At 45.8% G+C, this 1,265-nt stretch carries 1 protein-coding gene; it reads left to right on the top strand.

Going from position 1 to position 1,265, the window contains the following annotated elements; all coding sequences use genetic code 11:
• Positions 1 to 91 precede the first annotated feature (91 nt).
• Positions 92 to 1,265, top strand: a 1,174-nt coding sequence (locus tag PX481_RS07510) for a histidine phosphatase family protein (protein WP_288094204.1), incomplete at its 3' end; no start/stop codon positions are given.

The raw sequence follows: 1,265 nt of genomic DNA, 5'->3' as shown, positions 1-1,265 counted from the left end.
CTGATTACTGATCACTGATCACTGATTTGTACTCCGATCCCGATCGCCTGTAATCTGATATTGAGACTTTTAGTTAAGGAGACTGAACCGCTTGGCTACTCGTGTGATTATTGTTCGTCATGGACAAAGCAGTTATAACGCAGAGCAGAAAATACAAGGTCGCAGTGATGGCTCGGTTTTGACAGAAAAAGGCCATCTGGACGCGGAAAAAGTAGGAAATGCCCTCAGTCAAATCGATATCGCCGCTTTTTACTGTAGTCCTCTCCAAAGAGCCAAATCTACTGCTGAGGTGATTCAGTCTCGTTTAAATAACTCTCCCGTCATTCAACCCACTTCGCAGTTACTAGAAATCGATCTGCCTATCTGGGAAAATATGGTCAAAGAGGAGGTAAAAGCTCAATACCCCCAAGAATATCGGGATTGGCACCAAAAACCTCACCAATTTAAGATGATACTGCCCGATGGTCAAGAACATTATCCCGTTCTCTCCCTCTATCAACAAGCGCAGGATTTTTGGCGAGAAATTATTCCCCAACACGAGGGCAAAACTATCCTCATTGTTGCCCATAACGGCATTAATCGCTGTTTAATCCTCAGTGCCATCGGTATTCCAGTTTCCTTATACCATTCCCTGCAACAATCTAACTGTTGCGTTAATGTTCTCAATTTTACGGGTGATTTTGGTGATCCTGTCCAGGTGGAATCCCTCAATCAAACAGCACACTTAGGGATAGCTTTACCCCCACCGCGTCCTCCTTTCCAAGGTTCCAGGCTGCTGCTTGTGCGTCACGGAGAAACCCAATGGAATCGGGATAAACGTTTTCAAGGTGTGCGCGATATTCCTCTCAATGATAATGGCAAAGCCCAAGCTGAGAAAGCCGCCGAATTTCTGCGAGAAACGGCGATCGATCACGCTGTCACCAGTCCTTTGTCCCGTCCCAAGGAAACTGCCCAAATTATCCTGCAATATCACCCCGATGTCACCTTAGATACCCAAGGGGATCTGACGGAAATCTGTCACGGACTTTGGGAAGGCAAATTAGAGGAGGAAATTGAAGCGAGTTTCCCCGGGATGTTAGAAGACTGGAAAAATGCCCCGGAAACCGTACAAATGCCGGAAGGGGAGAATTTACAGGAAGTTTGGGATCGAGCGATCGCTTGTTGGCGGCAAATCGTTAAAACCTATAGTAATAGCGATAGTCCTAAGACAATTATGGTAGTGGCCCACGATGCCATTAATAAGGTGATTCTTTGTTATTTATTGG

The sequence above is a fragment of the Microcystis sp. M53603_WE2 genome (assembly GCF_030065435.1).
This window is presented reverse-complemented; position numbering and strand designations above follow the sequence as displayed.